This is a genomic window from Neotabrizicola shimadae, from assembly GCF_019623905.1.
Classification (GTDB): domain Bacteria; phylum Pseudomonadota; class Alphaproteobacteria; order Rhodobacterales; family Rhodobacteraceae; genus Neotabrizicola; species Neotabrizicola shimadae.
The window spans coordinates 1,144,767-1,171,027 of record NZ_CP069370.1; the positions used below are offsets into that span (position 1 = coordinate 1,144,767).

Genomic DNA, 26,261 nt, shown 5'->3' on the forward strand with positions numbered 1-26,261 from the left:
ACAGGGCTTGCGGAATTTGTCCAGACGGTCAGGCGATTGCAGGTCGCGCGCCGTGGTGCCACGGTGCGCGGGTTCAGGACGGAGGGTCGGATGCAGCCGGATGTGGTGATTGTCGGGGCCGGAGCGGCCGGGGTGGGGGCCGGGCGGGCCTTGCAGGCGCGGGGGGTGTCCTTCGTGATCCTGGAGGCGGCCGAGCGCATGGGCGGGCGGACCTTCACCGATACCACGAGCCTGGCGGCGCCCTGGGATCACGGCGCGCAGTGGTTTCATTGCGCGGACGTGAACCCGCTGCGGCCCGAGGCCGACCGGCTGGGGCTGGCTTATGAAGGGTCTGACTGGTCGGAGGAAACCGCGATCTGGCAGGCCGGGCGCTGGTTGTCGCCCGAGATGCGGGCCGAGGCGGATGGCGTGATCGACCATGCGATGGGGGCAATCTATCGCGAGGCGGCAAAGGGGCGGGAATCCTCGCTGGACGAGGTGCTGCCCAAGGCCGGTCCCTGGGCCGCGATCACGCGCAACATTGCACGGCTGATGTCGAGCGCCGAGCCCGAGGCGGTTTCGGTCTGCGGTTATGCGGAATATGCCGATACCGAGGTGAACCTGATCGTGACCGGCGGCTATGGCCGGTTGATCGCGCGGCTGGCCGAGGGCTTGCCGATCCGCCTGGGCCAGCCGGTGACGCGCATCGCGCAGCTTGGCCGGGGCGTGCGGGTGGAGGGGCCGGGGGGCGCGATCGAGGCGAAGGCGGCGATCGTGACGGCCTCGACCAATGTGCTGAACGCGGGCGGCATCCGGTTCGAATCCGGCGCTGTGCGGGGGATGCTCGACCTGATGCAGGATGTGCCCTGCGGGTTCTACGAGAAGGTGGCGATCACGCTGCTCGCGCTGCCACAGGAACTGGGCGGGGCGCGCTTCGCCTGGGCCGATCCGGGGGACGGGGCGCTGTCGATGGGGTTCCAGGTGCCGCCGGGGGCGGTGCCGATGCTGATCGCACATCTGGGGGGCGACGAGGCGCGCGACCTGGGCCGAGCGGGGGCGGCGGCCTTGCAGGACCATGTGCTGGCGCGGCTGGTGCAGGTGTTCGGGTCGGGGATTGCGGCGCGCGTGACGGGGGTGGCGGTCACGAGCTGGGGCGAGAACCCCTTCGTGCGCGGGGCCTATTCGCATGTGCGGCCGGGGATCTGGCAGCGGCGGCGGCAGATGATCGCTGCCGAGACGGGGGATATCCGGTTTGCCGGCGAGGCGTTTTCGCTGCCCTGGCATTCCACGGCGCATGGGGCGTGGCAGACCGGGATGGATGCGGCGGCCGCGGTGGCCGACCGGCTGGGGCATCCGGCCCGCGCGTGAGGCGGGCCGGAGCGAAGGGCGTCAGCCGTCGTAGTCGACGGTTTCCATGATCTTCAGCGCCTCGGGCCGTTCGGAAGCTATGGTGGACAGGGGCAGGGTGTCGGGGGTGAAGCTTCCCCAGCTTTCCACCAGGGCCGAGCGCGGCACGCCGGGCTTGACCGGGAATTCGTTGTTGGTTTCGGCATAGATGCGCTGCGCCTCGTCGGAGGAGAGCCATTCCATGAACTTCAGCGCGGTGTCGTGGTTCGGGGCGGATTTGGTCATGGCCACGCCCGAGACGTTCATGTGGGTGCCGCCGTCCTGGAACACCGGGAAGACCACGTTGACGGAGTCGGCCCAGGCCTTCTGTTCGGGGTCGGCAAGCATCTGGCCCATGTAATAGGTGTTGCCGAGCGCGATGTCGCATTCGCCGGCCCAGATCGCCTTGGCCTGGTCGCGGTCGCCGCCTTCGGGCTTCTTAGCGAGGTTGGCCTTCAGACCTTCGGCCCAGGTGGTGGCATAGGCGGCATCGTGGTGGGCGATCATCGCGCCGAGCAGGGCGACGTTGTAGTCATGCAGGCCCGACCGGGTGCAGAGCCGGCCCTTCCACTTGTCGGAGGCGAGGTCTTCGTAGGTGGTGATCTCGCCGGGCTGGACGCGGTCCTTGCTGGCATAGACGATGCGGGCGCGGGTGGTCAGGCCGAACCACTGGTTCGCGGGATCGCGGAATTCGGCGGGGATGTTGGCCTCCAGCACGGCGGACTGCACGGGCTGGGTGACGCCGGCATCGACGATCTGCATCAGGCGCGCGATGTCCACGGTCAGCACCAGGTCGGCGGGCGAGCGGTCGCCTTCGGCGACCAGGCGTTCGGCCATGCCCTTGTCGACAAAGGCCACGTTCACGGTGATGCCGGTTTCGGCGGTGAAGGCATCGACGAGGGGCTGGATCAGTTCGGGCTGGCGGTGGGAATAGACATTCACCTCTTCCGCAAGCGCAGGAAGGGCCGTGCCGATCAGGGCAAGCGCGGTCAGGGTCAAGCGGAGCTTCATGGCCGAGTCCTTTGGTCGGGAATTGCCAGCCGCTTAAACCTGACTCCTTTACTCAGGTCAATGTCTGACTTCTTCTGTCAGCTATCCTGCGCCAACTTGTCCTCGGCCTTGGCGCGGTTCCACAAGGCGTCCATCTCGGCCAGGTCGCTGTCGGTCGGGGTGCGGCCGTCTTCGGCCAGCCAGTCCTCGATCCGGCGGAAGCGGCGTTCGAACTTGGCATTCGCGCCGCGCAGAGCGGCTTCCGGGTCGATCTTCAGGTGCCGCGCGAGGTTGGCCATGACGAAGAGGAGGTCGCCAAACTCTTCCTCGACCTCGGCTGGGGTCAGGCGGTCGCGCGCCTCGGCCAGTTCCGCAGCTTCCTCGGTGATCTTGGCCACCACCTCGTCGGTCGAGGGCCAGTCGAAGCCGACGCGCGCGGCACGTTTTTGCAGTTTGACCGCGCGAGTGAGGGCGGGCAGGCCAAGCGCCACGCCGTCGAGCACGCGCGCAGCGCCGCGCTCTGCCGCCTTCATCCTTTCCCAGTCCACCGTCTGCTGGTCTGCGGACTTGTCACGGCTTTCGTCGCCGAAGACATGCGGATGGCGGGACACCATCTTGTCGGAAATGGCGCGGACCACATCGGGGAAGGCAAAGAGCCCGGCGTCTTCGGCCATGCGGGAATGGAACACCACCTGGAACAGGAGATCGCCCAATTCGCCGGGAAGTTCGTCCCAGGCCTGGCGCCGGATGGCATCGGCGACCTCATGCGCTTCTTCCAGCGTATAGGGAGCGATGGTGGAGAAGGTCTGTTCCAGATCCCAGGGGCAGCCGGTGGCCGGGTCGCGCAGGCGCGCCATGATTTCGACGAGCCGGTCCATCCCGCCCTTGGGGTCGTGCACGAGACGGTCGCTTTCCGTGGCGTCAGGTCGGGGCGTGGCCATTGCCGTTCCTTGTACATTGGTATTGAGTCAGGGTCAGTGCTGCCCGGAGGAAAGCCATGCCCGTTCTGAACCGTATCGCCGCTTATGCCGAGGAAATGAAGGCCTGGCGGCGGCATCTGCACGCGCATCCCGAACTGGCCTTCGACTGCCACGAGACGGCGGCCTTCATCGTGGAGCGGCTGCGCGAGTTCGGGGTGGACGAGATCCATGAAGGGATCGCGGAAAGCGGTGTGGTGGCGATCATCAACGGGCGCGATCCGGGCCCGACCATCGGCCTGCGCGCTGACATGGATGCGCTGCCGATCGAGGAACTGACCGGGGCCGAGCACGCCTCGACCCGGCCGGGCAAGATGCATGCCTGCGGCCATGACGGGCATGTGACCATGCTTCTGGGGGCGGCGAAGTATCTGGCCGAGACGCGGCGCTTTGCGGGCCGCGTGGCGCTGTTGTTCCAGCCGGCGGAAGAGGATGGCGGCGGCGGCGAGGTGATGGTGAAGCAAGGGGTCATGGACCGCTTTGACATTTCCAGGGTCTTTGGCATTCACAATGCGCCCGGCGTCGCCCTTGGCCATTTCCAGACCACGCCGGGGCCCATGATGGCCTCGGTCGACACCGCCACGGTGCATGTGACGGGCAAGGGAGGCCATGGCGCCACGCCGCAGGAATGCGTGGATCCGGTTGTGGCGGTGGTTGGCATGGTTTCGGCGATCCAGACCATTCTTTCGCGCAACGTGCATGCGCTGGACGAGGCGGTGATCTCGGTGACGCAGATCCATGCCGGCACCGCCAGCAACATCATTCCTGAAACCGCAATGTTCTGTGCCACGATCCGGTCCTTCCGGCCCGAGGTGCGCGAGCTTCTGAAGAAGCGGTTCCACGAGATCGTGCAGGGCCATGCCGCCGCTTATGGCGTGACGGCCGAGATCGACTATGACTGGGGTTATCCCGCGACGGTGAACCATGCCGACGAGGCCGAGTTCGCCGCCTCGGTCGCTGCCAGCGTGGTGGGCGAGGCGGCGGTGGATGCCAATGCCCCGCGCGAGATGGGGTCGGAGGATTTCAGCTACATGCTGGAAGCGCGGCCGGGGGCCTATCTGTTCATGGGAACCGGACCGGGGGCCGGGCTGCATCATCCGGCCTTTGACTTCAACGACGAAGCCGCGCCGATCGGCGCCAGCTTTTTTGCGCGGCTGGTCGAAGAGGCGCAGCCGGCCTGAGAGGCGGGGCAGGGCGGCCCCGAAGGGCCGCCCGAAGCCTGACGTTACAGGATGAAGTCGGCTGCGGTGTAGGCGGAGGCGAGCGTGCCGCCATCGGTGATGTAGATCACCACTTCGAAGGCGGCATCGGCATCGGTGTTCAGCCGCACTTCGGTGTATCCGCTGGCATTGTCGGCCAGCGAAAGCCCGCCCTTGGCCGCGGAACCGAAGACGAAGGCATTGTTCACCGCTGCTGTCGTCGCATCGGCGTCGATGGCGGACAGGTCGATGAGGTCGCCCTGCAGCGCACCGGGGGCCTGGAAGTCGCTGATGCTGTCGGGCGTTGCGGGAACCGAATGGCTGGCTGCCGTGAACACGAAGGTGTCGCGCCCGGCCCCTCCGACGAGCGAGTCGGTTCCGGTTCCGCCGATCAGCCGGTCGGCCCCGTCCCCGCCGCGCAGCGTGTCGTTGCCGGCCCCGCCGTTCAGCGTGTCGTTCCCGGTCTCGCCTTCGAGATAGTCGCTGCCGTTTGCGCCGGTCACGCCGTCATTGCCGGCCCCGGCATAGACATTGATCCGGGCGGCGAAGGCGGTGTTGAAGCTGAGCGTGTCGTCTGAATCCGACCCGTAGAGCGTGAAGCTGTTCGTGAGGCTGGAATCCAGCACGACCGAGGCCGTGCCGCCGTCGGTGAGGTAGATCGTGGTGGCGTTGTAGCCCGAGTAGCTGGCCACCGTGCCGAAGGCGTCGAGCTGCGCGGCGGTCAGCCGGGTGCCCGAGGCGGCAAACAGGGTTTCGACCGCCGTGATCGTGGTCGAGCTGAGGTCATGGCTGCTGTTGGTTTGCAGCGTGTCGTTTCCGGTGCCGCCGTTGATGCTGGAGACCAGGCTGCCGGTGACGTTGATGAGGTCGGCGTCCGCCCCGCCGATCACCGTATCGAAGGCCGAGGCGAAGAGGGTGTCGTTGCCGGCCCCGCCGTCGAGCCTGTCGTTGCCGGCGCCGCCATTGAGCGAGTCGGCCCCGGTCATGCCGAGCAGCGTGTCGTTGCCGTCATCGCCGTTCAAGCTGTCGTTGGCCGATCCGCCCTTGATGCTGTCATTGCCAAGACCGGCATCGACCACGATCCGCGTGACCTGGCCGGCGGCGAAGGTGATGAGGTCGTCGTCGCCCGAGCCGGTCAGGTCGAACACACCGCTGAGCGTGCCCGAGAAGGTGACATTCGCGGCCCCGCCCTGCGTCAGCACGACATAGCCGTTGTTGTAGCTGCCGTCATAGCCCGAGACGATGGCAAAGCTGCCAAGCTGCGTGGCCGTCATCCTGTCGGTCGAGTAGAGGTTCACCTGTTCGAACCCGGTCAGGATCATGCCGGTGATGTCGTATGAGCCGTCGAAGCGCAGCGTGTCGTTGCCCAGCCCGCCATCGGCAGAGGTGGCAAAAGCCTCGTTGATCGTGAAGAGGTCGTTGCCGTCGCCGCCTTCTGCGGTGTCGCCGAGGCGCAGGATGAGGGTGTCGTTGCCAAGCCCGCCGAGCAGGACGTCGGACCCGGTCCCGCCATCGAGAGAGTCGTCGCCGTTGCGGCCATCGAGCGTGTCGTTGCCATCGCCGCCGAACAGGCTGTCCTTGCCCGAGCCGCTGACGATGCTGTCGTTGCCGCCATTCGCGGTGAGGTAGACATTGGTGGTGGTCGCGGCGGTCAGGGTGATCGCGTCGGCCTGGTGCGAGCCGTAGAGCGTGAAGGACGTGAGCGTGTTCAGCAGGCTCACGCTGGCCGTGCCGCCGGCCGAAAGCGACAGGTAGGCGGAGCCATAGGTCGGGCCATAGCCGCCGATGCTGGTGAAGCTGTCGAGCTGGGTCGCGGTCATGGTTGCCGTGCCGTAGAGGAACAGCTTTTCGAAGCCGGTGACCGTCGCGCCGGTGATGTCATAGCCGCCATCGAAGCGCAGCGTGTCGTCGCCGGTGCCGCCGTTCAGCGACATGGGCAGATCGGCATAGATGCCGACCAGGTCGTTGCCATCGCCGGCCGTCACCTTGTCGAAACCGTAGACCTGGATGAAATCGTTGCCGATGCCGCCGTTCAGGACGTTGGCGCCGGTGCCCCCGTTCAGCGTGTCGTTGCCGTCGCCGCCGGTCAGCGTGTCGTTGCCGGTTTCGCCGAAGAGGCTGTCGTCGCCGAGGGCGCCGACGATCCGGTCGTCGCCGGCGCCGAGATTGGCGCGGAACTGGTAGGCGTAGGTGGCCAGCACGGTGATGTTGTCGGCCTGGGACGAGCCGTAAAGCTGGAAGTAATTGGTCAGCGTGTTCTGCACGTTCACCGTCGCCACGCCGCCCTGCGAGAGGGTGACGCTGGCGCTGGTGTAGGTGTTGTCATAGCCCGAGACGCGCAGGAACGAGCCAAGCTGGGCCGCCGACATGGTGCCGCCGTAATAGGCGTTGAGCTGCTCGATGCCGGTGATCACCGTGCCGGTGATGTCGTAGCCGCCCTGCATCCGCAGCGTGTCGTCGCCGGTGCCGCCGTCGAGCGTGGCCGGGAAGCTGCCGCTGATCGCGATGATGTCGTTGCCGCTGCCGCCATAGGCCTCTTCGTCGGTGTCGACGTAGATGACGTCGTCATCGGCGCCACCCTGGAACGTGTCGATGCCGTAGCCGCCGTACATCGTGTCGTTGCCGCCCCCACCCTGGATGAGGTCGTCGTCATTTCCGCCGTAAAGGGGATCGGGACCGGTGCCGCCGGTAATCACTGCCATGATCTGCACTCCTGGAAATCGGGTATCCTAATGGCCGCGATCCTAGAAGTGTCCTGGGCGGAGGCCAAGTCGAATATCATGGCTCCGGCATCATGGCTCCGGCGGGCCGGGGTCAGACGTCCAGTTCTTCCACGAACTTCGCGTGTTCCTGGATGTACTGGAAGCGCAGCTCGGGCTTCTTGCCCATCAGGCGTTCCACCAGGTCGCCGGTCTCGCCGCCCTCGTCCTCGTCGATCGAGACGCGGATGAGCTTGCGGGTGGCCGGGTTCATCGTGGTGTCCTTCAGGTCCTTGGCGTCCATCTCGCCCAGGCCCTTGAAGCGTTGAACGTCGATCTTGCCCTTGCCGCCGAGGCCCTTTTCCAGCCAGACCGCCTTTTCCGCATCGTCGGCCACGTAAAGCCGCCGTGCGCCTTGCGTCAGCCGGTAAAGCGGCGGGCAGGCAAGGTAGAGGTGGCCCTTGTCGATCATCGGCCGCATCTGGGTGAAGAAGAAGGTCATCAGAAGCGAGGCGATGTGGGCTCCGTCCACATCGGCGTCGGTCATGATGATGACCTTGTCATAGCGCAGGTCGTCGACGTTGAACTTCGACCCCGGCTGCACGCCAAGCGCCTGGCAGAGATCGTTGATTTCCTGGTTCGCGCCCATCTTGGCGCCTGCCGCGCCCAGGACGTTCAGGATCTTGCCGCGAAGGGGCAGCAGGGCCTGAGTGGTGCGGTCGCGCGCCATCTTGGCGCTGCCGCCCGCGCTGTCGCCTTCGACGATGAACAGCTCCGTCCCGTCGCGGTTGGTGGCGGAGCAGTCCACCAGCTTGCCGGGCAGGCGCAGCTTCTTGGTGGCCGTCTTGCGGGCGGTTTCCTTTTCGGCCTTGCGCCGCAGCCGTTCCTCGGCGCGCAGCACGAGGAAATCGAGGATGGCGCCGGCGGATTTCGGGTCAGAGCCCAGCCAGGTGTCGAAATGGTCGCGCACCGCGCCTTCGACGTAGCGGGCGGCGTCTTCCGTGGCCAGCCGGTCCTTGGTCTGGCCCACGAATTGCGGCTCGCGGATGAAGACAGAGATCAGCGCGCAGCCCCCGGCCACCAGATCCTCGCGGGTGATCTGGTCGGTCTTGCGGTTCTTCACCCGCTCGCCATAGGCGCGGATGCCTTTCAGGATCGCCTGCCAGAAGCCCGCCTCATGCGTGCCGCCCTCGGGCGTGGGCACGGTGTTGCAGTAGGACTGGATGAAGCCGTCTCGGGCGGGCGTCCAGTGGATCGCCCATTCGACCGAACCGGGGACGTTGTATTTTTCGGGGAAGCCCACCTTTCCGGCAAAGGGGCGGTCGGAATAGGTGGTGGTCTTCTGCAGCGTGTCGTTCAGGTAATCGGCCAGGCCGCCGGGGAAGTGGAAGGTGGCCTCCATCGGCGTGTCGCCATCGGCAACAGCCGATTTCCAGCGGATTTCCACGCCCGAGAACAGGTAGGCTTTCGACCGAGCCATGCGCAGGATGCGGGCAGGTTTCAGCGTCAGCGAGCCGAAAATCTCGGGGTCCGGGTGGAAGGTGGTGGACGTGCCGCGCCGGTTGGGCGCGGGGCCGACCTTCTGCACCGGGCCTTGCGGGATGCCGCGCGAGAACTCCTGCGCGAAGAGCTCTCGGTTGCGGGCGACCTCGACGCGCATGTGGTCCGACAGCGCATTCACGACCGAGGCGCCGACGCCGTGAAGGCCGCCGGAGGTGGCATAGGCATCGCCGCCGAACTTGCCGCCCGCGTGCAGGGTGCAGAGGATCACCTCCAGCGCCGACTTGCCCGGAAACTTCGGATGCGGGTCCACCGGGATGCCGCGGCCGTTGTCGCGGATGGTGATGGAATGGTCGGCGTGAAGCTCCACCTCGATGCGGGTGGCATGGCCGGCCACCGCCTCGTCCATCGAGTTGTCGAGGATCTCGGCGACCAGATGGTGCAGCGCGCGCTCGTCCGTGCCGCCGATATACATGCCGGGGCGCTTGCGGACGGGTTCCAGCCCTTCCAGCACCTCGATCGAGGAGGCGTCATAGGTCGGGCCGGAGCCGGAAAGGAGGTCGTTCGCCATTCGTGCTGCTCTTGTTCTGGGCCCTGGTTCCGAAACGGAAGGGGCCGTGTGATTAGACCATCACCGGGCAGGGGGGCGCAAGATGTGGTGTCAGTCTTCACGGTCCTGCCGGGGCGAGTGCCATGCGGGTTGGCCTTCGGTGCCTAGAGCCGCGCGCGCAGCCATTCGGCCAGTTCGCCCTCGTCCATCAGCCGCTGCGCGGCGCGGATGATGATCTGGCCCACGGCTTCGGTGTCGAACCGGGTTTCGATGCCATTCGCCTCGAGGCAGACCATCATGCAGCGGAAGGCGGTGCGCTTGTTGCCGTCGTTGAAGCAATGCCCCTGCGAAACGGCGATGGCATAGGCTGCGGCAAGGTCGAACGCATCGGCGATCAGGCCGTAGGCGAGGCGGTTCTCGACCCGGGCGAGCGCGCCCTCGAGCGACTTGTTACCTGCCAGACCGCGCAACTCGGCCGGGTTCAGAACCTCGTCATGGATGTCCATGACGAGGTCGACATCAAGCGTGAACATGGCGGGCTACTTGTCCTTGAGATAGTCCAGCACCGGCTGCGCCTTGGCGCGGGTGCGGGCAAGGATGTCCTGCAATTCCTCGCGCGTCAGGGGGCGATGCTCTTCCACCCCCACCGCCTCGGCCGGGACGATGTAGCCCACCAGCTGGCTGTTCTTCAGGATCGCCACCGGCTTGCCGCCCGCGCGGTCCAGCACCTTCTGCGGTTCGCGCAACTCGGTCATGGTGCAGATGCGGTTAGTGGGCAGGTGGCGCATGGGGCTGTCCTTGAAAGCTCTGTGCGATGGAATATACACTCGACCGCACATTCCGGCAATGAGGGAGGCTAGGATGCGGGTCCTGTTCACGGGCGGCACGGGCAAGGCGGGGCGGCATGTGGTGCCCTGGCTGGCGGCGAAGGGGCATCGGGTGCTGAACCTGGACAAGGTGCCGCTGCGCCATCCGGGCGTGCCCGACCTGATTGCCGACATCACCGACTCGGGCCAGATGTTCAACGCCATGCAGGCCTATGCCCATGGCGACGAGATCGAGGACGGTCGCGGCCACCGGCCATTTGACGCGGTGGTGCATTTCGCGGCGATCCCCGCGCTGAACATCGCCCCCGACAACGAGACCTACCGGGTGAACGTGATGGGCACCTACAACGTGATCGAGGCGGCGGTGAAGACCGGTATCGCCAAGATCATCATCGCCTCCTCCGAGACGACCTATGGCGTCTGCTTCTCGGACGGGGTGGTGGACCCAAAGGTGCTGCCGCTGGAGGAAGATTACGACATCGACCCGATGGACAGCTATGGCATGTCCAAGAAGGTGAACGAGGCGACGGCGCGGTCGTTCCAGCGCCGGACGGGGGCGGACATCTATGCCCTGCGCATCGGCAACGTGATCGAGCCGCATGAGTACGCAACGGTCTTTCCGCCGCTGGCCGCGGACCCCGGCCGCCGCCGCCGCATCACCTTCAGCTATATCGACGCGCGCGACCTGGGCCAGATCGTGGATCTGTGCCTGAAGAAGGACGGGCTGGGGTTCCAGGTGTTCAACGCCTGCAATGACTGCAACTCCGTGCCGCAGACCAATGAGGAGTTGCTGAAGCGCTTCTTCCCGAACGTGCCTCTGTCGCGCCCGGTGGGGCCGCATGAAAGCCTGTTGTCCAACCGGAAGATCCGCGAGATGCTGGGCTTTCGCGAGCAGCACGACTGGCGGCGCGAACTAGGGCAGGGCTGAGCGGGCCCGGGCTGAGCGGGCTTGGCTTCGCCAGGGGGCTTTGCCAGAGTGCGGGCAAAGAGGGGGCAGCGATGGTCACGGTCACGGATGAGATGGTAACGGCCTACCAGCGCGACGGTGTCGTTCTGGTCAGGGGGCTTTGGGCGGATTGGGTGGAGGATATCCGTGAAGGCATCGCGCGGAACATGGCCGAGCCCGGCCCTTACGCGGCCGAGAACCTGAAGCCGGGCGAGGGCGGGCGCTTCTTCGACGATTACTGCAACTGGCAGCGCATCCCCGAGTTCGAACGGGTGATCCGCGAAAGCGCGGTGGCCGAGGTGGCGGCACGGCTCATGGGATCGGACAGGGTGCAACTGTTCCACGACCACGTGCTGGTCAAGGAGCCGGGCACGTCGAAGCCCACGCCCTGGCATTCGGACGGGCCCTACTACTTTGTCGAGGGGCGCCAGACGATCAGCTTCTGGGCGCCGGTGGATCCGGTGAAGGAGGCGTCCCTGCGCTGCGTTGCGGGCTCGCACCTGTGGGAGAAGGACGTGCTGCCCACGCGCTGGCTGAAGGGCGAGTCCTTTTATCCCGACCCCGAGAAGTACATGCCCGTGCCCGACCCCGATGCCGAGGGGATGCGGGTGATGGAATGGGAGATGGAGCCGGGCGATGCCGTGGCCTTCCATTACCGCACGCTGCACGGCGCGCGCGGCAACGAGGCGGCGACGCGGCGGCGGGCCTTCAGCCTGCGGCTGGTGGGCGGGGATGCGGCCTATGTTGAACGGCCGGGCCGCACCTCGCCGCCCTTTCCGGGGCACGGGATGCAGCCGGGCCAGCGCCTGCGCGAAGACTGGTTTCCGGTGCTGCGCGGCTGAGCCTGCGGCGCTTGGGCCGATTGCGGCGGCGACGGGAATGCGGCTGTCTTGGCCGCCAGGAGGTGCCCCATGGCAAATGAACCGCCCCGTTTCCGGCCTAGGCCCTATCCCCCGCCCGAATTCCCGCCGCGGCGGCTGCCCCTGTTTGCGCGGATGCCGCCGGCGGTGTTTCCGGCGATCCTGGGGCTGATCGGGCTGGGGCTGGCGCTGCGCCGGGCGCTGACCGAACTGGGCGGGCCGGTGGATCCGGCCAATGCGGTTCTTGGCGCCATGACGGGGCTTTGGGCTTTTGCCGCCGTGGGTTATGCGGTGAAGCTCGCGCGGCGGCCCGGTGTGCTGGCCGAGGATCTGCGCATCCTGCCGGGGCGCGCGGGGCTGGCGGCGGCGACCATGGGGCTGATGGCCATCGCTGCCGCGCTGGCGCCGATGGCCCCCGCCGTGGCGCGGGTTGTGCTGGTGGCGGGGCTTGTGCTCCATGCCGGCGTAGCGCTGGCGATCCTTGCCGTGTTCCACGCGGGCCCACCCGAGATGCGGCAGGTTACGCCGGTCTGGCACCTGAGTTTCGTGGGCTTCATCGTGGGCGGCCTGGCGGCCCCGGCGCTTGGCTGGCCGGTGCTGGCGCAGGCGCTGGTGATTGTGACCGGCGCGCTGGCGCTGGCGATCTGGACGCTTAGCGCGCGCCAGTTCGCTCGGATGGTGCCGCCCGCACCGCTGCGTCCGCTGCTGGTGATCCATGTCGCCCCCGCGGCGCTTCTGTCGCAGGTGTCGTTCAACCTTGGCTGGACCGCGCTGGCCTATGGCTTTGCTGCGGGCGCGCTGGTCCTTGCCCTGGTCCTTTCCGCTTCGGTGCGCTGGCTGACCGCCGCCGGGTTCTCGGCGCTTTGGGGCGCCTTCACCTTTCCGATGACGGCGCTGGCCGCTGCCCTGATCGCCCTGGGCGGCGTGTCGATGATTCCCGGCCTGGTCGCCCTTGGCGTCGCGCTGGTTGCTGTTCCCTGGATCGGTTACCGTGTGCTGAAATCCTGGGCCGGCGGCAGCCTGGCGCAAAAGACCAACGCCGCCACGGCCTGAACCCTCAGCCAAGCGCCCGGTCGCGCGCCAGCGCGACCCAGGCCCGCGCGATGGCCAGGCCCGCCGCATCGGCCTTTGCTCCGCGCGAGCCTTCGTGGTCGGCATGGCGGAAGAGCCAGCCCGCTTCCTGTTCCTCCAAGAGATCGGGGAAACGGCGGTTCCAGTCGGCCACCACGGCGCGCGAGGCTTCGAAATGGAACTGCGTGCCATAGGTCGCGCGGCCCATGCGGAACGCCTGCACCGGCGCGACCGGAGAGGTTGCCAGCTGTGTGGCGCCGGGCGGCAGGGTGAAGGTGTCGGAATGCCACTGGAAGATGGGGAACTCCGCCTCCAGCCCGCCCAGCACCGCATCCTGCCGCCCCGCCTCGGTCAGCGTGACGCCGCACCAGCCGAATTCCTTGGCCACGCCAAGCCGGTTCTCTGCCCCGAAGGCGCGCGCCAGCAGCTGGCTGCCCAGGCAGATGCCCAGCACCGCCTTGCCTTCTTCGCTTGCCCGCCGCATCGCAGTTGCAAGAGGGGCGAGATAGGGGTGCAGCCCGTCGTCCAGCGCCGATTGCTCGCCGCCGAAGACCACCACCGCATCTGCGCCGTCGAAATCCTCGGGGATCGGCTGGCCTGCCCGCGGTCGCCAGATGTCGATCACGGCCCCGGCTTCATGAAGGGCCACACCCACCTGGCCGTGATGGGTGACGGTCGTGTTCTCGACAATGGCAACGCGCATGGGGCTCCTCCGGGTGCGGCGGACCTTGCCGCCGCACCGGGTCGGCCGCAAGGTCTTCGTGTCGGCCTGCCATGTTCTGGCTTCCGGCATCCCATGGGAGTGCGGCCTGGGTGCCCCCGCACCCCACTCCAGCCACCGGCGCAACATCTGGCGTTTTCGCCCTTGCCATCCCCCCGCGATGGTGCAAGAGGGAAGCGCCAATCGAACACTCCCGCCGATGACGCCCAAGGAGGCCCCCATGGAGATTCGCGAGGCACTTACCTTTGACGACGTCCTTCTGGTGCCGGCCGCCTCCAGCGTGCTGCCCTCGGATGCCGACACCTCGACCTTCGTCACGAAGTCGATCCGCATGAACATCCCGCTTCTGTCCAGCGCCATGGATACGGTGACCGAGGCGCGCATGGCCATCGCCATGGCGCAGTCCGGCGGCATCGGGGTGATCCACCGCAATCTGGGCCCGGCCGAACAGGCGGCCGAGGTGCGGCGGGTGAAGCGCTTTGAATCGGGCGTGGTCTATGCGCCGATCACGCTGACCCCCGACCAGACGCTGGCCGATGCCAAGGTGCTGGCCGACCGCTACAACGTCACGGGCTTCCCGGTGGTGGACGAGGCGGGGCGTGTGGTGGGCATCGTCACGAACCGCGACATGCGCTTTGCCAGCGACGACCGCACCCCGGTGCGCGCCATGATGACCTCGCAGAACCTCGCGCTGCTGCGCGAGCCGGTGGACCGCGAGGAAGCCATCGCCTTGATGAAGGCGCGGCGGATCGAGAAGCTCTTGGTCACCGACGGGCAGGGCAAGCTGACCGGCCTTCTGACGCTGAAAGATACCGAGAAATCGGTGCTGAACCCCCATGCCTGCAAGGACGAGATGGGCCGTCTGCGCGTGGCCGCCGCCTCGACCGTGGGCGATGCAGGCTTTGAGCGCAGCCAGATGCTGATCGACGCTGGGGTGGACATGGTTGTGATCGACACCGCGCATGGTCATTCCGAAGGCGTGGCCTTGGCGGTGGAGCGCATCAAGAAGCTGTCGAACGCGGTGCAGGTGGTCGCGGGCAACGTGGCCACTGCCGAGGCCACGCGCGCGCTGATCGGCGCGGGTGCGGATGCAGTGAAGGTGGGCATCGGCCCAGGCTCGATCTGCACCACGCGCATCGTGGCCGGCGTCGGCGTGCCGCAGCTGACTGCGATCATGGACAGCGCGCGGGCGGCCGGCGACGTGCCGGTGATCGCCGATGGCGGCATCAAGTATTCCGGCGATTTCGCCAAGGCCATTGCGGCCGGCGCATCCTGCGCCATGGTGGGCTCGGCCATCGCCGGGACGGATGAAAGCCCCGGCGAGGTGATCCTGTGGAACGGCCGCAGCTTCAAGGCCTATCGTGGCATGGGCTCGCTTGGCGCCATGGCGCGCGGCTCGGCCGACCGGTATTTCCAGAAGGACGCAGCCTCGGACAAGCTGGTGCCCGAAGGGATCGAGGGGCAAGTGCCCTACAAGGGCACCGTCGCCACGGTGTTGCACCAGATGGTCGGCGGCCTGCGCGCGGCGATGGGATACACGGGCAACCGGACGGTGGCCGAGATGCGGGCGAATTGCAGCTTCGTGCGCATCACCGGGGCGGGGCTGAAGGAAAGCCACGTCCACGACGTGCAGATCACCCGTGAAAGCCCGAACTACCGCGCGGGGTAGGGCCGCAGACCGCTGCGGTTTCGGGAACCGGGGCGGATCGCTTCGGGGGGCGTCCGCACCCCGAGAGTTTTGTCCATAATGGAAGAGCAGGGCTGCGCGGCGCGGCCTTCCGTGGCAGGATCGGGTATCCCGTCCGGAGTCGCGCCCATGCTGCCTGCCACTGCCCGCCCCATCGCCTTCATCCTGACCCGCGACCGCGCGGCGCTTCTGCCGTTCTACCGCGATGTCCTGGGCCTGGCCGTCACCGGCGCCGACGATTACGGCACGGTGCTGGATGCGCGGGGGCTGGAACTGCGGCTGACCACGGTGGCCGACCATGTGGCCAGCCCGCATCCGGTGCTGAGTTGGTCGGTGCCCGATCTGCGCGCCACGGTGGCGGCGCTGGTGGCCCGGGGCTTGACCTTCCTGATCTACGAAGGCTTCGGCCAGGACGCGGACGGCATCTGGACCTCGCCCGATGGCACGGTGAAGGTGGCCTGGTTCGCCGACCCTGAAGGCAACGTGCTCGGCCTGTCGGAGGGCTGAGCCGGTTGCCGGCCTGCGCCAGGGCGGCTAGGGGGGGGCGGCTAGGGAAGGCCGGTCAGGGCGGGGGATGCGATGCGGGCTTTGGTGACTGGGGCAGGCGCGCCGGGGGGGATCGGCCTTGCCTGTGCGCGGATGCTGGGGCAGGCCGGGCATCGGGTGGCCATTGCCTCGACCACCGGCCGCATCCACCTGCGCGCGGCGGAACTTGTGGCAGAGGGGCTGGATGTCACCGCCCATCAGGGCGACCTGACCGATCCCGTCCAGGTGCAGCGCCTGCTGGACGAGACCGGCCCCGTCGACGTGCTGGTGAACAATGCCGGCATGGGCACACAGGCCGAACCCGCGCGCGAGCGGAGCTTCCTGAAATCCGATCCCGCCGCCTGGAGGCGCGAGCTGGACCTGTCGCTGACGACTGCCGTTCTGGTAACGCGCGCCTATCTGCCGCCGATGGTTGAAAAGGGCTGGGGGCGCGTGGTGATGATGGCCTCGGTCACCGGCCCGCTGGTGTCCATCGCGGGCAGTTCCGCTTATTCTGCGGCCAAGGCGGCGATGGTCGGGCTGACCCATGCGCTGGCGCTGGAGGTGGCGAAAACCGGCGTCACGGTGAACGCCGTCGCGCCGGGCTGGATTGGCACCGAAGCCATGCTGAAGGGCGAATTCGCCGCCGCGCGCAAGTCGCCCATGGGCCGGGCCGGCACGCCGGAGGAAGTGGCGGCCTGTGTGGCCTTCCTCGCCTCCGCCGGGGCGTCCTATGTCAACGGAGCGACCCTGGTGGTGGATGGCGGCAACATGTTGCAAGAGAAAAAGGGCTGACATGCCAGGGTTTTGCTGGATGAGGCGCAGGTTTTGCGCGAAGGGCACCGCATGACCCCCGGCGCCCGCATCGCCGCGGCCATCGAGGTGCTGGACCGCGTCCTTTCCGGTACGCGGGCCGAGGTGGCGCTGACCAACTGGGGCCGCGCCAACCGCTTCGCCGGCTCGGGCGACCGGTCGGCGATTCGCGACCATGTCTTTGCCGCCTTGCGCTGCCGTCGGTCCTTTGCCGCGCTTGGCGGGGCCGAGACGGGGCGCGGATTGATGCTGGGCGCCCTACGCGCGGCGGGAACCGATCCGGCAACCCTCTTCACCGGCGAAGGCCATGCACCGCCCGCGCCCGCAGCGCATGAGGCCGGGCGCGCGCCCGACACGTTGGAGGCGCTGGACTGCCCCGACTGGCTGGCGCCCCCGTTGCGTGCCGCGCTCGGGCCGGATTTCGCGCCAGTGATGGTGGCGCTGCAGCACCGCGCCCCCGTCTTCCTGCGGGTGAACCTTGCGCGGATCGACCGGGCCTCTGTGATCGCCCGCCTCGCCACCGAGGACATCGAGGCGAGGCCGCATCCCTTGGCCTCCTCGGCACTGGAGGTGACATCCGGCGAGCGGCGCATCCAGACCTCGACCGCCTATGCCGAGGGGCTGGTCGAATTGCAGGATGCCTCGTCGCAGGCGGTGGTCGAAGCCCTGCCGCTGACCGATGGCCAGCGCGTGCTGGACTATTGCGCGGGGGGCGGCGGCAAGACGCTGGCCATGGCCGCGCGGGCACGGCTGCGGCTTGAGGCGCATGATGCCTACCCCGGCCGGATGCGCGACCTGCCGGTGCGGGCAAAGCGGGCCGGGGTGCAGGTGCGCCTGACCGAAGCACCGCGCGGCCCCTACGATCTTGTACTGACCGATGTGCCCTGTTCCGGTTCGGGCAGCTGGCGGCGCGATCCGGAAGGCAAGTGGGCGCTGACCCCGGACCGGCTTGCCGCCCTTCAGGCGATCCAGGCCTTGGTGATGGACCGGGCCGCCGCGCTTGTCGCGCCAAAGGGTGTGCTGGCCTATGCCACCTGTTCGCTTCTGCGCGAAGAGAACGAGGCGCGGGTGGCGGGCTTCCTGTCACGTCAGGAGGGCTGGCTTCCGACACTGCAGCGGCGCTTCACGCCGCTGGATGGAGGGGACGGCTTCTTCCTTGCCCTGTTGACGCGCTGCTGACGGCGGGACACAACTTAAGCGTGTTTTCGTGATTTGCCCGTGCCGGGTTAATCGGCGCTTAAGGAATGGTGCGCCCAATGGACCGGCAACCCGAAGGAGGAGCCGTGTCCCGCGCCTTGTCAGTGCTGTCCGATGCTGCCGGTTCGCCCGGCGGCGGCGCCCTCAGGCAGCGCCTGCTGCTTGCTGCGGCGGTCGGGGCAGGTGCCCTGGCCTTCGTCTCGGAGGTGCCCTCCACGCGGTGGCCTGCGCTCGCCGCGGCATTGACGCTGCTTCTGATCCTCACGTTTGTCTCCGCTGCGCGGGTCCTGTCGCGCTGGCAGGCGCGCCGTCAGGAAGGCGCGCTTCGCCAGTTGGTCCAGAATGATGCCGCGCTGTGTCTTATCACCGATGCGCTTGGCGAAATCGGCTGGCACAACACCGCCGCCGAGGCGCGTCTTGCTGCGGCCGGCGGCAACATCCTCACGCTGGCCGGAATGCTGAACGATCACTTCGCCAACCCCGGTGCCGTTCTGTTCCGGCTTCAGCGCCGGGCCGAAAGCGGCACTCCCGCGCGCGAAGACGTAGTTACCCGCCGCGGCCACCTGCGCTTGTCGGCTACGCCCCTGCCGGGCGGGCGCTTCCTGTGGCGGATCGAGGAATTCCTCGATCGGGGCCAGCCGGGCCGGGGCGGCGATTCGCTCAGCTTGCCCATGCTTGTGGTCAACCGTGCCGGCGTCGTGCTCTATGCGAACGAAGCGCTGCGTCGCCTGGCGGGCAGCCGTCCCAAGCGGCTGGACCGCCTGTTCACCGACCCCGCGCCACTCGCCGGCGAAGTGGTCACGGTTTCCGGCGCCGATGGCCCGGTGCGCGCGCTCCTGGCAGAAATCGCGGGTCCTGGCGATCGAAGGGAGATCTACCTTGTTCCGGTGCCCGACCGGCCCGCAGCCGCCCCTGCGACGTTCGAGGACCTGCCCGTGGCCCTGTTACGGCTGGACGGCAGCGGCACCGTTCTGACCGCCAACCGCGCCGCGCGCGAGCTCGCGGGTCTTTCCCCCGACAGCCTGTCCGAGATGCACGAAATCTACGAAGGCCTCGGCCGTCCAGTGGCCGACTGGCTGGGCGATGCGATGGCCGGCCGCCTGCCCGAAGCGGCCGAGGTGCTGAAACTGCGCGCGGGCGAGGGCGAGCGGTTCCACCACGTCGCCCTGCGCCGCATCGTTGAGGACGGGCGCCCGGGCCTGATTGCCGTGCTGACCGATGCGACGGACGTCAAGACACTGGAGGCCCAGGTCACCCAGGGCCAGAAGATGCAGGCCATTGGCCTGCTGGCGGGCGGAATCGCCCATGATTTCAACAATCTGCTGACCGCCATATCGGGTCATTGCGACCTGCTTCTGCTGCGCCACGACCTGCATGACCCCGATTACGAGGATCTGGTGCAGATCCGTCAGAACGCCTACCGCGCCGCGGGATTGGTGGGGCAGCTGCTTTCCTATTCGCGCCGCCAGACCCTGAAGCCGGAACGCATCGACCTGCCCGAGGTTCTGGCCGACATCACCCATCTTCTGAACCGGCTGGTGGGCGAAAGGATCAGCCTGTCCGTCACGCATGATCCTGTTATCGGGGCGATCCGTGCCGACCGGCGCCATTTCGAACAGATCGTCGTGAACCTGGTCGTCAACGCACGCGATGCCATGCCCCTTGGCGGCACGATCCGCATCGAGACCGAGGCGGTCGCCCTGGCCGAACCCCTGCAGCGTGATCGCGCCACCGTGCCCGTCGGCGACTGGTCGGTGATTCGCGTCTGCGACACCGGCACTGGCATGTCGCAGGAGGTGATGGCGCGCATCTTCGAGCCCTTCTTCACCACGAAGAGACCGGGCGAGGGCACCGGACTGGGTCTTGCCAATGTCTATGGCATCGTCAAGCAATCGGGCGGCTTCATCTTCGTCGACAGCACGCCTGGTGAAGGCACTTGTTTCACGCTGTACTTCCCGCTCCACCGTGGCGAAGAGCCGCGCCGCGCAGAAGCGCCGGCCGAAACCGCCCCGCCGCGCATCGGGCAGGGCGTGGTCCTCTTGGTCGAGGACGAGGCGCCGGTGCGCACCTTCGCTTCCCGCGCGCTGCGGATGCGTGGCTTCACCGTGATTGAGGCCGCCAGCGCCGAAGACGCGCTGAAGCGGCTGGACGACCCGGCGCTTGAGGTCGATGTTTTTGTCACCGATGTGGTCATGCCGGGGATGGACGGGCCAAGCTGGGTGCGCAAGGCTCTGGAAGACCGGCCGAACGTACGGGTGATCTTCGTCTCCGGCTATGCCGAGGACAGTCTGGCCGAGGACCAGCTGCGCATCCCGAACTCTGTCTTCCTGCCCAAGCCCTTCTCGCTGAACGACCTGACCACAACAGTGCACCGCCAGATGCATTGAGCGGCCGGCCGGCTTCCCGGCGCGCGCAAGGCAAGCGCCGCCGGGCGCGCGCCGGCTCAGCCGCCCGGAATGCTCGCGTAAAGCGCGAAGTCGGCAGCGGCCTCACGCTCCAGCAGGGCGCGGGTCCGGTCTCCCAGCGTCAGGTCGCCCTCGGGCGAGACGTTCAGGCGGGGCAGGGTGATGGCGCAGTCAAGCTGGTCTTCCAGAAAGTCCACGAAATCCTTGATCCGCTCGTACCGGAACAGCCGATCGACGCTCTTGTCCTTGTGGCCCTTCAGGAACCGGCTCTGCCGGCCGACATCCGCGAAGGCCGGCGGATCGTCGCGGCACCAGGCCTGGACGAATTCGTCGAAGGTCACGTCATTGGTGCGGTTTCGCGCCTCCACACCATCGCCGCGCTGGCGATAGCGATACCAGCTGCCCAGCCAGCTCACCGGCTCGCGCATCATCGCCGTCACGGTGAACTCTGCCCCGGAAGCCGCCTCCAGATAGGGGCCGATGAAGCGGTGGAACCGCTGTGCATTGGTGTGCTTCAGCACGGGCGGCCGCTCGATGGTCAGGGCGGCCAGCGGCTGCAGTGCCGATTCGATGGCCGTCGAACCGGTCTTCGGGGTCGCAAGAAAGACAAGGCGCTGGTCAAAGAACACAAGCATCGGGGCCTCCGCAATCTTTCGCCCGATACACTGCAGGCGTGTAACTGTCCATTAACCTCATTCCGGCAGCATCATCTTGAACAGGGTTGAAATGTTCCCGTTTTGTCTCCATAAGAACGGGAACACTTGGGGAACATGACCGAGATTGCCGCGGCAGGGCGGCTGTGAAATAAGGAGCGGCAGAATGACGGCGAACCTCCTCGACTTGAAGGACCGGCGCGAAATGGACAAGCAGAAGGCGCTGGAAAGCGCGCTCCAGCAGATCGAACGGCAGTTCGGCAAGGGCTCGATCATGAAGCTGGGCAAGAACGCCCCGGCCATCGAGATCGAGGCGATTTCCACCGGCTCGCTCGGCCTCGACATCGCGCTTGGCATCGGCGGCCTGCCCAAGGGTCGCATCATCGAAATCTATGGGCCAGAAAGCTCGGGCAAGACCACGCTCACGCTGCATGTCGTGGCCGAGGAACAGAAGAAGGGGGGCGTCTGCGCCTTCGTCGATGCCGAACATGCTCTTGACCCGACCTATGCCCGCAAGCTGGGCGTGGACCTTGACGAACTTCTGATCAGCCAGCCAGACACTGGCGAGCAGGCGCTGGAAATCGTCGACACGCTGGTGCGCTCTGGCGCCGTCAGCCTGGTCGTCGTCGACTCGGTCGCCGCACTCACGCCCAAGTCGGAAATCGAAGGCGATATGGGCGACATGCAGATGGGGAGCCAGGCCCGCCTGATGAGCCAGGCCATGCGGAAGCTGACCGCCTCGATCGGCCGGTCGAACTGCATGGTCATCTTCATCAACCAGATTCGGTTCAAGATCGGCGTGATGTTTGGCAGCCCTGAAACGACATCGGGCGGCAACGCGCTGAAGTTCTACTCTTCCGTTCGCCTCGACATCCGGCGCATCGGTGCGGTGAAGGACCGCGACGAGGTGGTGGGCAACACCACCAAGGTGAAAGTGGTCAAGAACAAGGTGGCACCGCCCTTCCGCGAGGTCGAGTTCGACATCATCTATGGCGAGGGCATCTCCAAGATGGGCGAGCTGATCGACCTTGGCGTGAAGGCGGGCATCCTGGCCAAGTCCGGCTCTTGGTATTCCTACGGCGACGAACGCATCGGCCAGGGGCGCGAGAATGCCAAGCTGTTCCTGAAGCAGAATCCCACCGTCGCCGCCGAGATCGAGGACAAGATCCGCGCGAGCCATGGGCTGGATTTCCAGATGATCGGCGCCCCCGAAGCCGATGAGGATGGCGTGGTCGACGGCTGACCCACGTCGCCGTTCCCCTCATGAAACAAGGCCCCGGCTCCAAAGAGCCGGGGCCTTTCGTTTCGTACGGGCTCGGGCACGCAACGCGCGGTTTACAGGGCCGTGCGGGGGGGCTAAGGGAAGGTCCGATTGCCCGTTTCCGCCCGAGGACCCTGTCACATGGCGTCTCTGAACGACATCCGCTCGACCTTCACCGACTTCTTCGCGAGGAACGGCCATCGTGTCGTCGAATCTTCGCCGCTGGTGCCGCGCAACGACCCGACGCTGATGTTCACGAACTCGGGCATGGTCCAGTTCAAGAACCTGTTCACTGGCGTGGAAACGCGCGACTACACCCGCGCCACGACTGCGCAGAAATGCGTCCGCGCCGGCGGCAAGCACAATGACCTGGACAATGTGGGCTACACCGCCCGCCACCATACCTTCTTCGAAATGCTGGGGAACTTCTCCTTCGGCGACTATTTCAAGGACACCGCGATCCCGCTGGCCTGGGAATTGCTGACCAACGATTTCGGGCTTGACCCGTCGCGCCTGCTGGTCACCGTGTACCACACCGACGACGAGGCGGCGACGATCTGGAAGAAGGTCGCGGGTTTTTCGGATGACAAGATCATCCGCATCCCTACGAACGACAATTTCTGGATGATGGGCCCCACCGGCCCCTGCGGACCCTGCACGGAAATCTTCTATGACCACGGCCCCAGCATCTGGGGCGGCCCGCCCGGATCGGCGGAGGAGGATGGCGACCGGTTCATCGAGATCTGGAACAACGTCTTCATGCAGTTCGAGCAGTTCGAGGACGGCTCGCGTCGCGAACTGGCTGCCAAGTCGATCGATACCGGCATGGGGCTGGAGCGCATCGGCGCGCTGTTGCAGGGCAAGCACGACAATTACGACACCGACCTGATGCGCAGCCTGATCGAGGCCAGCGCCCACGCCACCAGCCAGGATCCCGACGGCCCCGGCAAGGTGCACCACCGCGTCATCGCCGACCATCTGCGCTCCACCTCCTTCCTGATCGCCGACGGCGTCATGCCCTCGAACGAGGGGCGCGGCTATGTGCTGCGCCGCATCATGCGCCGCGCCATGCGCCACGCCCACATGCTGGGCGCGCAGGACCCGGTGATGTTCCGCCTGGTGCCGGCGCTGGTGCGCCAGATGGGCGCGGCCTATCCCGAACTCGTCCGCGCCCAGGCGCTGATCGAGGAAACGCTGAAGCTGGAAGAGACCAAGTTCCGTCAGACGCTCGACCGCGGCCTGCGGCTTCTGGATGACGAACTCGCGCGCATCCCGGAAGGCGCCGACCTGCCGGGCCAGGCCGCCTTCAAGCTTTATGACACCTTCGGCTTCCCGCTGGACCTGACGCAGGACGCCCTGCGCGAGATGGGCCGCAAGGTCGATCTCCAGGGCTTCGACGCTGCGATGGAAGAGCAGCGCGCCAAAGCCCGCGCTTCCTGGGCCGGCTCGGGCGAAGCGAAAGATGCCCGCATCTGGTTCGAACTGGCCGAAGCCAACGGCTCCACCGAATTCCTGGGCTATGACACCGAAACTGCCGAGGGCCAGATCCTCGCCCTGGTGAAGGACGGCGCCGCCATCGACAGCGCCGCCGAGGGCCAGCAGGTGCAGATCGTCGTCAACCAGACCCCGTTCTACGCCGAAAGCGGCGGCCAGGTCGGCGATGCCGGCTTCATCCGCACCGATACCGGCATGGCCGAGGTGACCGATACCCGCAAATCGGCCGGTGTCTTCTACCACGTCGCCACGGTGCGCGAGGGCTCCATCCTCAAGGGCCAGCCCGCCAAGCTTGAAGTTGCGCACCACCGCCGCAGCGAGATCCGCGCCAACCATTCGGCCACCCACCTGTTGCACGAGGCGCTGCGCCGCGCGCTTGGCGATCATGTGGCGCAGAAGGGCAGCCTGAACGCGCCGGATCGCCTGCGCTTCGACTTCAGCCATTCCCATGCGATGACCCCCGCCGAACTGGCCAAGGTCGAGGCCGAGGTGAACGCCTACATCCGTCAGAACAGCCCGGTCGAAACCCGCATCATGACCCCCGATGATGCCCGCGCCATCGGCGCGCAGGCGCTGTTCGGCGAGAAATACGGCGACGAGGTCCGCGTTGTCTCGATGGGCGAACTGCCCGGTTCGGGCAAGGGCACTGACGGCAAGACCTACAGCCTGGAGCTTTGCGGCGGCACCCACGTGAAGCGCACCGGCGACATCGGCGCCTTCGTCTGCCTGGGCGACAGCGCCTCCTCCGCCGGCGTCCGCCGGATCGAGGCGCTGACCGGCCAGGCCGCGCTGGATCACCTGCGTGCTCAGGGCGACCGGCTGGCCGAGATCGCCGCCACGCTGAAAGCCCCCCTGGGCGAGGCGGTGGACCGGGTGAAGGCGCTGTCCGAGGAACGCCGCTCACTTCAGAACGAGGTCGCGCAACTGCGCCGCGACCTTGCCATGGGCGGCAAATCGGGCGGGCCGGAAGCCCGCGAAATCAACGGCGTGAAGCTCATCGCCCAGGTTCTGCAGGGTGTGTCCGGCAAGGATCTGCCCTCGCTGATCGACGAGATGAAGGGCCGCCTCGGTTCTGGCGCGGTTCTCCTGATCGCCGACACCGGCGCCAAGCCCGCCGTCGCGGCCGGCGTCACCGCCGACCTCACCGCCCGCATCTCTGCCGTCGCGCTGGTCAAGGCCGCGGCCGAGGCGATGGGCGGCAAGGGCGGCGGCGGCCGCCCCGACATGGCCCAGGCCGGCGGCGCCGACATCGGCCAGGCCCAGGCGGCCATCAAGGCTGCCGAAGCCGTGCTGGAGGGCTGATCCATGCCGGGAGCTTTCTGGATCGCCCATGTCGAAGTGACCGATGCCGAAGCCTATGGCCGCTATGCCAAGGGCGCGACCGAGGCCATCGCTGCGCATGGCGGGGTCTTCCTCGCCCGCGGCGGCCGCTATGTCCAACTGGAAGGCCGCGACCGCGCCCGCAACGTCGTCGCCCGCTTCCCCAGCCTGGAAGCCGCCGTCGCCTGCTACAACTCGCCCGAATACCAGGCGGCGCTGGAGCATGCGAAGGGCGCGGCAGTGCGCGACCTTGTCGTGGTCGAGGAGGCCGGCTGATCGCTGCGCATGAGGGACAATACCCCGCGCGAATCCGTTCCTGTCATGCTACTGTCATGAAAAACAACATGACGAGGCAGAGCCGTGCTGACTGATACCCCCAACAGGAGGGCCCGCTGATGTGCAGGTGGGCCGCCTACACGGGCGAGGCGATCTTCCTGGAAGACATCGTCAGCCGCCCTGGCCATTCCCTCATTCACCAAAGCCACTGCGCCACGCAGTGCCACACCGCCATCAACGCCGATGGCTTCGGCATCGCCTGGTATGGCGACCGGCCCGAGCCCGGCCTCTATCGCGATGTCATGCCAGCCTGGTCAGACCCCAATCTGCGCAGCCTGACGGCGCAGGTGAAATCGCGGCTCTTTCTTGCCCATGTCCGCGCCTCGACGGGCACCGCCACCAGCCGCAACAACTGCCACCCCTTCGTGCATGGCCGCTGGAGCTTCATGCACAACGGGCAGATCGGCGGCTATGACCGTATCCGCCGCGATGCCGACATGCTGATTCCCGACAGCCTCTATTCCTCGCGCAAGGGCGCGACAGACAGCGAAGCGCTGTTCCTGGTCGCCATCGCCGAAGGGTTGGAGGACGATCCCCCAGGCGCGCTGGAACGCGCCGCCGCGCGCTTCATCCGTCTCGCCCGCGCCAAGGGCGCCGCGCCGCACCTGCGCATGACCGCGGCGCTTTCCGATGGCGAGCGTCTCTATGCGGTGCGCTATGCCACCGACGATCATGCGCCGACGCTCTGGCACCGCTGGTCCGACACGCGCCGGGGCAGGGCCGTCGTCTCGGAGCCGCTGGAAACCGACCAGGGCGACTGGCAGGAAATCCCGCCGTCGACCTTCTGCGTGTTCGAAGGCGAGGCCGTCAGGGTGCGCCCCTTCCTGCCCTGCCGCCTGGTCGCTGCCGCCGCCTGATTGCTTGT

At 67.3% G+C, this 26,261-nt stretch carries 22 protein-coding genes; 14 read left to right on the forward strand and 8 right to left on the reverse strand.

The window, feature by feature from the left end; genetic code table 11:
• The first annotated feature begins 90 nt into the window (after nucleotides 1-90).
• Nucleotides 91-1,347: a flavin monoamine oxidase family protein gene (locus tag JO391_RS05490; RefSeq protein ID WP_220663182.1), complete on the forward strand. Its 1,257-nt coding sequence runs from the start codon at nucleotides 91-93 to the stop codon at nucleotides 1,345-1,347.
• Between the two features lie 21 nt (nucleotides 1,348-1,368).
• On the opposite strand, the gene JO391_RS05495 is transcribed toward JO391_RS05490, so the two are convergent.
• Together JO391_RS05495 and mazG are read right to left on the reverse strand one after the other, a co-directional pair.
• Nucleotides 1,369-2,376: a Fe(3+) ABC transporter substrate-binding protein gene (locus JO391_RS05495; RefSeq protein WP_220663183.1), complete on the reverse strand. Its 1,008-nt coding sequence runs from the start codon at nucleotides 2,374-2,376 to the stop codon at nucleotides 1,369-1,371.
• 77 nt (nucleotides 2,377-2,453) lie between these two features.
• On the reverse strand, nucleotides 2,454-3,233 hold the full coding sequence (mazG, locus tag JO391_RS05500) for a nucleoside triphosphate pyrophosphohydrolase (RefSeq protein ID WP_259444882.1): 780 nt from the start codon (nucleotides 3,231-3,233) through the stop codon (nucleotides 2,454-2,456).
• A 119-nt stretch (nucleotides 3,234-3,352) separates the two neighbouring features.
• Here mazG and JO391_RS05505 point away from each other — a divergent pair, with 119 nt between their 5' ends.
• The gene (locus JO391_RS05505; RefSeq protein ID WP_220663185.1) at nucleotides 3,353-4,513 is read left to right on the forward strand and encodes a M20 aminoacylase family protein; all 1,161 of its coding nucleotides are present in this window, start codon (nucleotides 3,353-3,355) and stop codon (nucleotides 4,511-4,513) included.
• A gap of 44 nt (nucleotides 4,514-4,557) precedes the next feature.
• On the opposite strand, the gene JO391_RS05510 is transcribed toward JO391_RS05505, so the two are convergent.
• The 4 genes from JO391_RS05510 to JO391_RS05525 form a co-directional block, all read right to left on the reverse strand.
• Nucleotides 4,558-7,233, reverse strand: coding sequence for a calcium-binding protein (locus JO391_RS05510; protein ID WP_220663186.1), 2,676 nt, complete (start codon nucleotides 7,231-7,233; stop codon nucleotides 4,558-4,560).
• A gap of 112 nt (nucleotides 7,234-7,345) precedes the next feature.
• The gene (parE, locus tag JO391_RS05515; protein ID WP_220663187.1) at nucleotides 7,346-9,301 is read right to left on the reverse strand and encodes a DNA topoisomerase IV subunit B; all 1,956 of its coding nucleotides are present in this window, start codon (nucleotides 9,299-9,301) and stop codon (nucleotides 7,346-7,348) included.
• Between the two features lie 143 nt (nucleotides 9,302-9,444).
• Nucleotides 9,445-9,813, reverse strand: a complete 369-nt coding sequence (locus JO391_RS05520; protein WP_220663188.1) for a type II toxin-antitoxin system death-on-curing family toxin — start codon at nucleotides 9,811-9,813, stop codon at nucleotides 9,445-9,447.
• Between the two features lie 6 nt (nucleotides 9,814-9,819).
• Nucleotides 9,820-10,068, reverse strand: coding sequence for a hypothetical protein (locus tag JO391_RS05525; protein ID WP_220663189.1), 249 nt, complete (start codon nucleotides 10,066-10,068; stop codon nucleotides 9,820-9,822).
• A gap of 73 nt (nucleotides 10,069-10,141) precedes the next feature.
• Between JO391_RS05525 and JO391_RS05530 the strand changes: the two genes are divergently transcribed.
• The 3 genes from JO391_RS05530 to JO391_RS05540 all read left to right on the forward strand — a co-directional run bounded on the left by JO391_RS05530 (nucleotide 10,142) and on the right by JO391_RS05540 (nucleotide 12,966).
• On the forward strand, nucleotides 10,142-11,035 hold the full coding sequence (locus tag JO391_RS05530) for an NAD-dependent epimerase/dehydratase family protein (RefSeq protein WP_220663190.1): 894 nt from the start codon (nucleotides 10,142-10,144) through the stop codon (nucleotides 11,033-11,035).
• A gap of 71 nt (nucleotides 11,036-11,106) precedes the next feature.
• Nucleotides 11,107-11,895, forward strand: a complete 789-nt coding sequence (locus JO391_RS05535) for a phytanoyl-CoA dioxygenase family protein (protein ID WP_220663191.1) — start codon at nucleotides 11,107-11,109, stop codon at nucleotides 11,893-11,895.
• Between the two features lie 69 nt (nucleotides 11,896-11,964).
• Nucleotides 11,965-12,966: a TDT family transporter gene (locus JO391_RS05540; protein ID WP_220663192.1), complete on the forward strand. Its 1,002-nt coding sequence runs from the start codon at nucleotides 11,965-11,967 to the stop codon at nucleotides 12,964-12,966.
• 4 nt (nucleotides 12,967-12,970) lie between these two features.
• On the opposite strand, the gene JO391_RS05545 is transcribed toward JO391_RS05540, so the two are convergent.
• Nucleotides 12,971-13,687, reverse strand: a complete 717-nt coding sequence (locus tag JO391_RS05545; RefSeq protein ID WP_220663193.1) for a type 1 glutamine amidotransferase — start codon at nucleotides 13,685-13,687, stop codon at nucleotides 12,971-12,973.
• Between the two features lie 238 nt (nucleotides 13,688-13,925).
• Here JO391_RS05545 and guaB point away from each other — a divergent pair, with 238 nt between their 5' ends.
• The 5 genes from guaB (at nucleotide 13,926) to JO391_RS05570 (ending at nucleotide 20,314) form a co-directional block, all read left to right on the forward strand.
• Nucleotides 13,926-15,374: an IMP dehydrogenase gene (guaB, locus tag JO391_RS05550; RefSeq protein ID WP_220663194.1), complete on the forward strand. Its 1,449-nt coding sequence runs from the start codon at nucleotides 13,926-13,928 to the stop codon at nucleotides 15,372-15,374.
• A 147-nt stretch (nucleotides 15,375-15,521) separates the two neighbouring features.
• Nucleotides 15,522-15,899 (forward strand): VOC family protein, encoded by a 378-nt coding sequence (locus JO391_RS05555; protein ID WP_220663195.1) that lies wholly within the window; start codon nucleotides 15,522-15,524, stop codon nucleotides 15,897-15,899.
• A gap of 72 nt (nucleotides 15,900-15,971) precedes the next feature.
• The gene (locus tag JO391_RS05560; protein ID WP_220663196.1) at nucleotides 15,972-16,712 is read left to right on the forward strand and encodes an SDR family NAD(P)-dependent oxidoreductase; all 741 of its coding nucleotides are present in this window, start codon (nucleotides 15,972-15,974) and stop codon (nucleotides 16,710-16,712) included.
• A gap of 51 nt (nucleotides 16,713-16,763) precedes the next feature.
• The gene (locus JO391_RS05565) at nucleotides 16,764-17,909 is read left to right on the forward strand and encodes an RsmB/NOP family class I SAM-dependent RNA methyltransferase (protein ID WP_220663198.1); all 1,146 of its coding nucleotides are present in this window, start codon (nucleotides 16,764-16,766) and stop codon (nucleotides 17,907-17,909) included.
• 77 nt (nucleotides 17,910-17,986) lie between these two features.
• A complete protein-coding gene (locus JO391_RS05570; protein WP_220663200.1) occupies nucleotides 17,987-20,314 on the forward strand; it encodes an ATP-binding protein in 2,328 nt (775 codons plus the stop codon).
• Between the two features lie 56 nt (nucleotides 20,315-20,370).
• Here JO391_RS05570 and JO391_RS05575 read toward each other — a convergent pair whose 3' ends face one another.
• Entirely contained in the window at nucleotides 20,371-20,967 is a 597-nt protein-coding gene (locus tag JO391_RS05575; RefSeq protein ID WP_220663202.1) for a sulfotransferase family protein, read from the reverse strand.
• Between the two features lie 184 nt (nucleotides 20,968-21,151).
• Between JO391_RS05575 and recA the strand changes: the two genes are divergently transcribed.
• From recA to JO391_RS05595, 4 genes are all read left to right on the forward strand, one after another.
• Nucleotides 21,152-22,228 (forward strand): recombinase RecA, encoded by a 1,077-nt coding sequence (gene recA, locus JO391_RS05580; RefSeq protein WP_220663204.1) that lies wholly within the window; start codon nucleotides 21,152-21,154, stop codon nucleotides 22,226-22,228.
• A gap of 159 nt (nucleotides 22,229-22,387) precedes the next feature.
• Nucleotides 22,388-25,042: an alanine--tRNA ligase gene (gene alaS / locus JO391_RS05585; protein WP_220663206.1), complete on the forward strand. Its 2,655-nt coding sequence runs from the start codon at nucleotides 22,388-22,390 to the stop codon at nucleotides 25,040-25,042.
• Between the two features lie 3 nt (nucleotides 25,043-25,045).
• Entirely contained in the window at nucleotides 25,046-25,336 is a 291-nt protein-coding gene (locus JO391_RS05590; protein ID WP_220663208.1) for a DUF1330 domain-containing protein, read from the forward strand.
• Between the two features lie 119 nt (nucleotides 25,337-25,455).
• Nucleotides 25,456-26,253, forward strand: a complete 798-nt coding sequence (locus JO391_RS05595) for a class II glutamine amidotransferase (RefSeq protein ID WP_220663210.1) — start codon at nucleotides 25,456-25,458, stop codon at nucleotides 26,251-26,253.
• Nucleotides 26,254-26,261 lie beyond the last annotated feature (8 nt).

Excerpts from the sequence above, each read along its gene's own strand:
- JO391_RS05555 (WP_220663195.1), top strand. The coding sequence starts at position 15,522 with ATGCTGCCTGCCACTGCCCGCCCCATCGCCTTCATCCTGACCCGCGAC.
- JO391_RS05495 (WP_220663183.1), bottom strand. The coding sequence starts at position 2,376 with ATGAAGCTCCGCTTGACCCTGACCGCGCTTGCCCTGATCGGCACGGCC.
- JO391_RS05565 (WP_220663198.1), top strand. The coding sequence starts at position 16,764 with ATGACCCCCGGCGCCCGCATCGCCGCGGCCATCGAGGTGCTGGACCGC.
- JO391_RS05520 (WP_220663188.1), bottom strand. The coding sequence starts at position 9,813 with ATGTTCACGCTTGATGTCGACCTCGTCATGGACATCCATGACGAGGTT.
- JO391_RS05505 (WP_220663185.1), top strand. The coding sequence starts at position 3,353 with ATGCCCGTTCTGAACCGTATCGCCGCTTATGCCGAGGAAATGAAGGCC.
- guaB (WP_220663194.1), top strand. The coding sequence starts at position 13,926 with ATGGAGATTCGCGAGGCACTTACCTTTGACGACGTCCTTCTGGTGCCG.
- JO391_RS05510 (WP_220663186.1), bottom strand. The coding sequence starts at position 7,233 with ATGGCAGTGATTACCGGCGGCACCGGTCCCGATCCCCTTTACGGCGGA.
- alaS (WP_220663206.1), top strand. The coding sequence starts at position 22,388 with ATGGCGTCTCTGAACGACATCCGCTCGACCTTCACCGACTTCTTCGCG.
- JO391_RS05595 (WP_220663210.1), top strand. The coding sequence starts at position 25,456 with ATGTGCAGGTGGGCCGCCTACACGGGCGAGGCGATCTTCCTGGAAGAC.
- JO391_RS05525 (WP_220663189.1), bottom strand. The coding sequence starts at position 10,068 with ATGCGCCACCTGCCCACTAACCGCATCTGCACCATGACCGAGTTGCGC.
- JO391_RS05490 (WP_220663182.1), top strand. The coding sequence starts at position 91 with ATGCAGCCGGATGTGGTGATTGTCGGGGCCGGAGCGGCCGGGGTGGGG.
- JO391_RS05560 (WP_220663196.1), top strand. The coding sequence starts at position 15,972 with ATGCGGGCTTTGGTGACTGGGGCAGGCGCGCCGGGGGGGATCGGCCTT.
- JO391_RS05575 (WP_220663202.1), bottom strand. The coding sequence starts at position 20,967 with ATGCTTGTGTTCTTTGACCAGCGCCTTGTCTTTCTTGCGACCCCGAAG.
- JO391_RS05535 (WP_220663191.1), top strand. The coding sequence starts at position 11,107 with ATGGTCACGGTCACGGATGAGATGGTAACGGCCTACCAGCGCGACGGT.
- JO391_RS05540 (WP_220663192.1), top strand. The coding sequence starts at position 11,965 with ATGGCAAATGAACCGCCCCGTTTCCGGCCTAGGCCCTATCCCCCGCCC.
- JO391_RS05590 (WP_220663208.1), top strand. The coding sequence starts at position 25,046 with ATGCCGGGAGCTTTCTGGATCGCCCATGTCGAAGTGACCGATGCCGAA.
- parE (WP_220663187.1), bottom strand. The coding sequence starts at position 9,301 with ATGGCGAACGACCTCCTTTCCGGCTCCGGCCCGACCTATGACGCCTCC.
- JO391_RS05545 (WP_220663193.1), bottom strand. The coding sequence starts at position 13,687 with ATGCGCGTTGCCATTGTCGAGAACACGACCGTCACCCATCACGGCCAG.
- recA (WP_220663204.1), top strand. The coding sequence starts at position 21,152 with ATGACGGCGAACCTCCTCGACTTGAAGGACCGGCGCGAAATGGACAAG.
- mazG (WP_259444882.1), bottom strand. The coding sequence starts at position 3,233 with ATGGACCGGCTCGTCGAAATCATGGCGCGCCTGCGCGACCCGGCCACC.
- JO391_RS05570 (WP_220663200.1), top strand. The coding sequence starts at position 17,987 with ATGGACCGGCAACCCGAAGGAGGAGCCGTGTCCCGCGCCTTGTCAGTG.
- JO391_RS05530 (WP_220663190.1), top strand. The coding sequence starts at position 10,142 with ATGCGGGTCCTGTTCACGGGCGGCACGGGCAAGGCGGGGCGGCATGTG.